The organism is Wolbachia endosymbiont of Pentalonia nigronervosa (assembly GCF_014534705.1).
Taxonomy (GTDB): Bacteria; Pseudomonadota; Alphaproteobacteria; order Rickettsiales; family Anaplasmataceae; genus Wolbachia.
Genome location: NZ_JACVWV010000070.1, coordinates 1 through 5,530, shown reverse-complemented (window position 1 = coordinate 5,530; position 5,530 = coordinate 1). Strand labels below are relative to the sequence as shown.

The following is a 5,530-nucleotide window of genomic DNA, read 5'->3' as shown; positions in this document are numbered from 1 at the left end:
CCACGTTCCAATAGAAAAACACCAAGAGAATACGATAAAGAGCTTTATAAAGAGAGAAATCTCATCGAAAGAATGTTCAATAAACTCAAGAATTTTCGTAGGGTTGCTACTCGTTATGATAAATTAGCTATTTCTTTCTTATCTTTTGTCCATATTGCTTCTATATATCTTTGGTTAAAATAAATGTCGACACTACCTATATCTTTTATTAGAATTATTGCTGATACTTCGAACTTATTATTAGGTAATTTTAAAATAGTATATTCTGAATTTAGCTCTTCATTATCAAAATTTGGGATCATTTCCTCTATAAGATCAGTCATTGAAATTAAACCATCAGTGCCATCATATTCATCTAATACAATAGCTAAGTATGATTTAGAAGACTTCATTTTAGTAAAAAGGTTAGTCGTTTTCATCGACGGCGGAACAAATATAACACTTTGCATTATGTGCTTTAAATTAAAGTCTTTATCCACATTAAAAATAATATCTTTTACATAAAAAAAGCCTACTATGTAGTCAACATTGTTTTTATAAACTGGTATTTTGGTGTGGTTAGTATTTTTCACTTTCTCTATTATTGTTTGTTTACTTGAGTCAATATCTACTGCACATATTTTCATACGCGGAGTCATTATGTCAATAATAACACAATCATGAAACTTCAGCAGACTATTAAACATATTAAGGTCCGGTAGATCCTTCATCAAGGCTTCAGTTGCAGATTTCTTTAACACAGAAATTTTCTTAAAAAAAAACAGAAAAATTTTATATGTTAATTTTTCTATAAATGCTAGATGTCTTCTTTTTTTGCTCAATATATTTCCTATAATAAAAAAATACTTTTAATTTTAATCTACCAAGAAACTTGTTACTAAATATTTAACAAGCATGTGAATAACACTAAATTAACCTGTGAGTTATTTATTGATATAAAATACTAACAATTATTCAACAACTTTTTTACACACATATACATGATTATATAACAGCATTACATTTTCCATAGGAAAAATTGCTAACACAACAAACAATTTATTTATACACATAAATTATGCAAGAAAATCAATAATATACGAAGGTTATTAACATATTTATCCACAAATTAAATAACGCAATTTTTTACTAAATTTTAGTTAATAACAAGTTGTTGATATGACTATTATTATTACTATACTTTATTATATAATAAAACAATTTTAATAAGTTGGAGAATAAAAAAACGTTAATAACGGATATTATCACAAAAGGTAATTCTGGAAAAAAAGTTCCAATCTGGCTAATGCGTCAGGCAGGAAGATCTTTGCCTGAGTATCGTAAAGCTGTGGAAGGCATCTCTAATTTCATAGAGATGTGTTACAATACAGAATTAATAACAGAGCTAACACTGCAACCAATAAAAAGATTCGACTTTGATGCAGCAATAATTTTTTCGGATATTTTGATAATAGCTGATGTTTTAGGTTGTGATGTAAACTTTATAAGGGGTGTAGGTCCAAGAATTGTACCTATACGGAGTTCAGTAGAGCTTAAAGATCTACTGGATATCGAAAAAAAACTTCTACCGATCTTAGCTTCCCTAAAAAGGGTTAAAACTCAGCTACCGAAGGAAAAGTCTCTTATAGGGTTTGCTGGAGGAGCATGGACCGTGGCTTCCTATATCATAGAAGGTGGAAGCAGTAAGTCTTTTTCTAAAGTAAGAAGTTTTGATTCAGCAGAACTGAGAAACATAATTAAGAAAATTACAGAAGCAACAATTATTTACTTAATAAAACAAATAGAAGCTGGTGCAGATGTAGTACAATTGTTTGATAGTAATGCTGGAGTACTCTCCGAAGATCTATTTAGGGAGTATGTTATTAACCCAACAGAAAGAATTGTTTCAGCTATACAAGATAAATTTCCTAATTTTCCAATAATAGGTTTTCCAAGGGGTGCTGGAAGTCTTTATAAAGATTACTGTGAACAAACAGGAGTATCTGCAGTAAGTATAGATTACGATGTTTCAGTAGAGTGGGCTAAAATGAACTTAAAAATTCCAATACAAGGCAATCTTAATCCAAGTCTTTTAGCTTATAATAAAGAACAGGCACTAAAAGAAGCCAAACATATACTAGATTGCTTTAGGGATTTACCTTTTATTTTTAATTTGGGGCATGGAGTGCTTCCTGATACACCAATTGAGAATATAAGCGCACTAGTGGAACTAGTAAGAAATTATTGATTTGTATAAAACTTGAATTGGAGGCTTCTTTCCCCTTTCATCATAAATTTTGATCTAGTTGTTTTGCTAGTTCTAGTAATATTAGTTTTAGTATTTTTATTTGTATTTTATAACTTACTTTTTTAAGTATCAGGTTAAGTCTAAACTATTACAAATAAAGCCATTCAGAATAGACCTCTTGCAAAACCTATTTCTGACGGCAATTTTGTTGTCAAAACTTGCTACGCTCCTCAAATACATCCTGCGTTTCTCTCCTGCGTTTCTCCTAAAACGTTTCTTGTCATAAATCGGTTTTGCAAGAGGTCTAATTGTAGTTGTTAGCATGGCTACATATCAAAGGCAATTTTATTTTCCATCTTGTTCATATAAATTCTTAATTTTCTTCCTTTTATTAATTTGCGATTTAGTATTCTCTCAGCTAAATGGCTTTTTATCTCTTTTTCAATTACTCTCTCTATTGGGCGTGCTCCCATTTCTCTGTTATAACCCATGCGTGCAAGATAAGACTTTACATCATCTTCGACTGAACAGCTTATACCTTTTTGTGCAAGCCGCTTTTTTAGCTCCAAGATGAGCTTATCCACTACGTGTAAAATTATATCTTCATTTAAATCAGAAAATGAAATAACTGCATCAAGACGATTACGAAACTCAGGGCTAAAAACCTGTTCTACAGCTTTTTTCCCATCACTATTGTCAAAATTTTTATGTCCAAAACCAATAGAACTTTTGTGACGCTCGGATGCCCCTGCATTAGTTGTCATAATTAAAATGACATTAGAAAAATTAATTTTGCGTCCGTAAGTATCTGTCACACACCCATAATCCATAATTTGTAATAATATGTTATAGATATCTCTGTGAGCCTTTTCGATTTCATCAAGGAGCACAACGCTGTATTGACAATTGGATACAGCTTCTGTAAGTAATCCGCCCTGGTCGTAACCTACATATCCAGGAGGGGAACCTATCATTCTAGATACTGTATGAGGTTCCATATACTCAGACATGTCAAAACGTATTAAATTCATACCCATGTTTTTTGCCAATTGTTTTGCAAGCTCAGTTTTTCCTACACCTGTTGGTCCTGCAAAAAGATAAATTGCTAGAGGTTTTGTATAATTTCTTAATCCAGACTTTGCTATTTTGATAGAACTGACAAGAGATTCTATTGCTTGTGTTTGACCAAAAATAACCTTTTTTAGGTTATCCTTTAGAGATATTACTTTTTGTATATCATCAGATTCAGAATCGCAAGGTACATCTGTAATTCTGGTAATAGTATGTTTAATATCTTTACTATTTATGATTTTACGTTTATTGTTAAGTAGTTTACAATATGCGCCTGCTTCATCGATAACATCAACAGCTTTGTCAGGCAATATTCGCCCTGTAATGTATTTATGTGAAAGTTCAGCAGCAGATTTAATAGCACATTTTGTATAGTATACCCCGTGATATCTTTCGTAATAGTGCTTAATACCTTCTAATATTTTCACTGTTTCATTCACAGAAGATTCCTTAACGTTGATTTTTTGAAACCTTCTTGCTAATGCTTTGTCTTTCTCAAAACTGCCACTATATTCTCTGTATGTAGTTGCACCGATACAACGCAACGTGCCTCTTGCTAATGCAGGTTTAAGTAGATTACCAGCATCAAGAAATCCACCACTTGTTGAACCAGCTCCAATTATAGTATGTATCTCATCAATGAAAAGAATAGCTCCTGGTTTTGCTTCAATTGCTTTGATTATAGATTTTATTCTTTCTTCAAAATCGCCTCTATATCGCGTTCCTGCAAGAAGTGACCCTAGATCCAAAGCATAGATTATACTGGATTTCAACATGTTGGGGACATTGCCCTCAACAATTCTTAATACTAAACCTTCCACTATCGTTGTTTTGCCTACACCTGGATCTCCGATATATAAAGGATTATTTTTTCTGCGCCTTAGCAATATTTCTATAGTGCGATCTAGTTCGTATTGACGACCTATTACATAATCTATTTTGCGCTCCTTGGCATATTCATTTAAATTTTTACAGTAATTATATAAAACTTCCTCATCTTTTAGTGTGTCACACTTATTTATTGCTGGAGAAATATCACCATTTTTATCAAGTTTGACTTTATGGTTAGTGATTACATCATTAGAATATATCATGTTAGATATATAGTGAATTAAATTGCAATTTTTTACGTTTTGTTTTTGCAACAGATCTTCAATTTCTAAATCCTGCTCGGATAGAATTACTACTAGAACATTTGCTCCATTGATCTCTTTTTTTCCCAAGCTATGAGCATGTATTATTGCCCTGTGTATTGCACATTGAAATTCTGCACTAGGTTTAACTTCGTGCATAGCTAGTTTGGAATTATGCTGTAGAAAATCTTTCATATTTTTATTATAATCATCAAAACCGATGTTACATTTAGCTAAAATGTGATCCACATTTATAATTTCATCAGCTTTTACATTGCATTTTGATAAAACATAATTCACATCTACATCTTTAATTAACGCTAATAATAAATGTTCTAACTGCGCATATTTGAAGTTAAAATTGGAAGCTATCGATAGCGCTATATTTAAACTTGCCTCTAGGTTCTTAGAAATCATTTGCTATTCTATCAAGGAAAACTGATAGATAAATACCATACAATTATTAAAAAAACTAAAATCCGTCAGGCTATTGTTTCTAACTTTCTATTAGCCCCGTCTATATCTTACCTTTTGTGGAATATTATGAAAGGACTGCCGATTCTTTTTTCTCTTTTTTATGAGCTATTCGGATTACTATGCAAAGCACCATACTTGAATAGAAAGTGAAATCGTAGAGTAAATATTTCTTGCTATTTTAGTCTAAATAATTTACCTTTAGAAAAGCCTTGGGGGCATAGCTCAGCTGGTAGAGCATCTGTTTTGCACGCAGAAGGTCAGCGGTTCGATCCCGCTTGCCTCCACCATTGAAAAAGGGGGATTCTATCTCCATGTAAGTATTGATATTAGCCTAAATCCGCCACAGTGGCTATTCTTTCCACCTCTCCTGCTGGTGCATGTTTTTTCAACACTTATTTCATACTGCATGAAGCGAAAAAAGCCCTCTATTTCTCAGTTTTACTGCCATGGTTAATCCATAGATACTGTCTCTCATGTCAACAAGTTATTTAACCAAATTACAATCAAACGGTTGATTATTTTTCAGAATACCAAAAAACACATGCATTAGTTTCCTCATTAGTGCAACAACTATAACCATTGGACGTTTTCCTTTACTTGCTAAACGTTGACAAAACTTTTG

Annotated in this window: 4 protein-coding genes, 1 tRNA gene and 1 pseudogene; 3 read left to right on the top strand and 3 right to left on the bottom strand. The window is 32.1% G+C overall.

Features of this window, described 5'->3' with window-relative positions:
- A partial coding sequence (locus tag IC220_RS05940; protein ID WP_188153577.1) for a transposase occupies positions 1–183 on the top strand: 183 nt, incomplete at its 5' end.
- Here the strand turns inward: IC220_RS05940 and IC220_RS05935 are convergent.
- Entirely contained in the window at positions 114–821 is a 708-nt protein-coding gene (locus IC220_RS05935; RefSeq protein WP_188153576.1) for a CBS domain-containing protein, read from the bottom strand. The genes IC220_RS05940 and IC220_RS05935 overlap by 70 nt on opposite strands.
- A 389-nt stretch (positions 822–1,210) precedes the next feature.
- Here IC220_RS05935 and hemE point away from each other — a divergent pair, with 389 nt between their 5' ends.
- Entirely contained in the window at positions 1,211–2,227 is a 1,017-nt protein-coding gene (hemE, locus tag IC220_RS05930) for a uroporphyrinogen decarboxylase (protein ID WP_188153575.1), read from the top strand.
- Positions 2,228–2,553: 326 nt separating this feature from the next.
- On the opposite strand, the gene IC220_RS05925 is transcribed toward hemE, so the two are convergent.
- A complete protein-coding gene (locus tag IC220_RS05925; protein ID WP_188153574.1) occupies positions 2,554–4,848 on the bottom strand; it encodes an AAA family ATPase in 2,295 nt (764 codons plus the stop codon).
- 271 nt (positions 4,849–5,119) lie between these two features.
- On the opposite strand from IC220_RS05925, the gene IC220_RS05920 reads away from it, so the two are divergent.
- Positions 5,120–5,195: transfer RNA gene (locus tag IC220_RS05920), tRNA-Ala, on the top strand.
- 197 nt (positions 5,196–5,392) lie between these two features.
- Here IC220_RS05920 and IC220_RS08230 read toward each other — a convergent pair.
- A pseudogene (locus IC220_RS08230) lies at positions 5,393–5,530 on the bottom strand (IS110 family transposase); the annotation flags it as partial.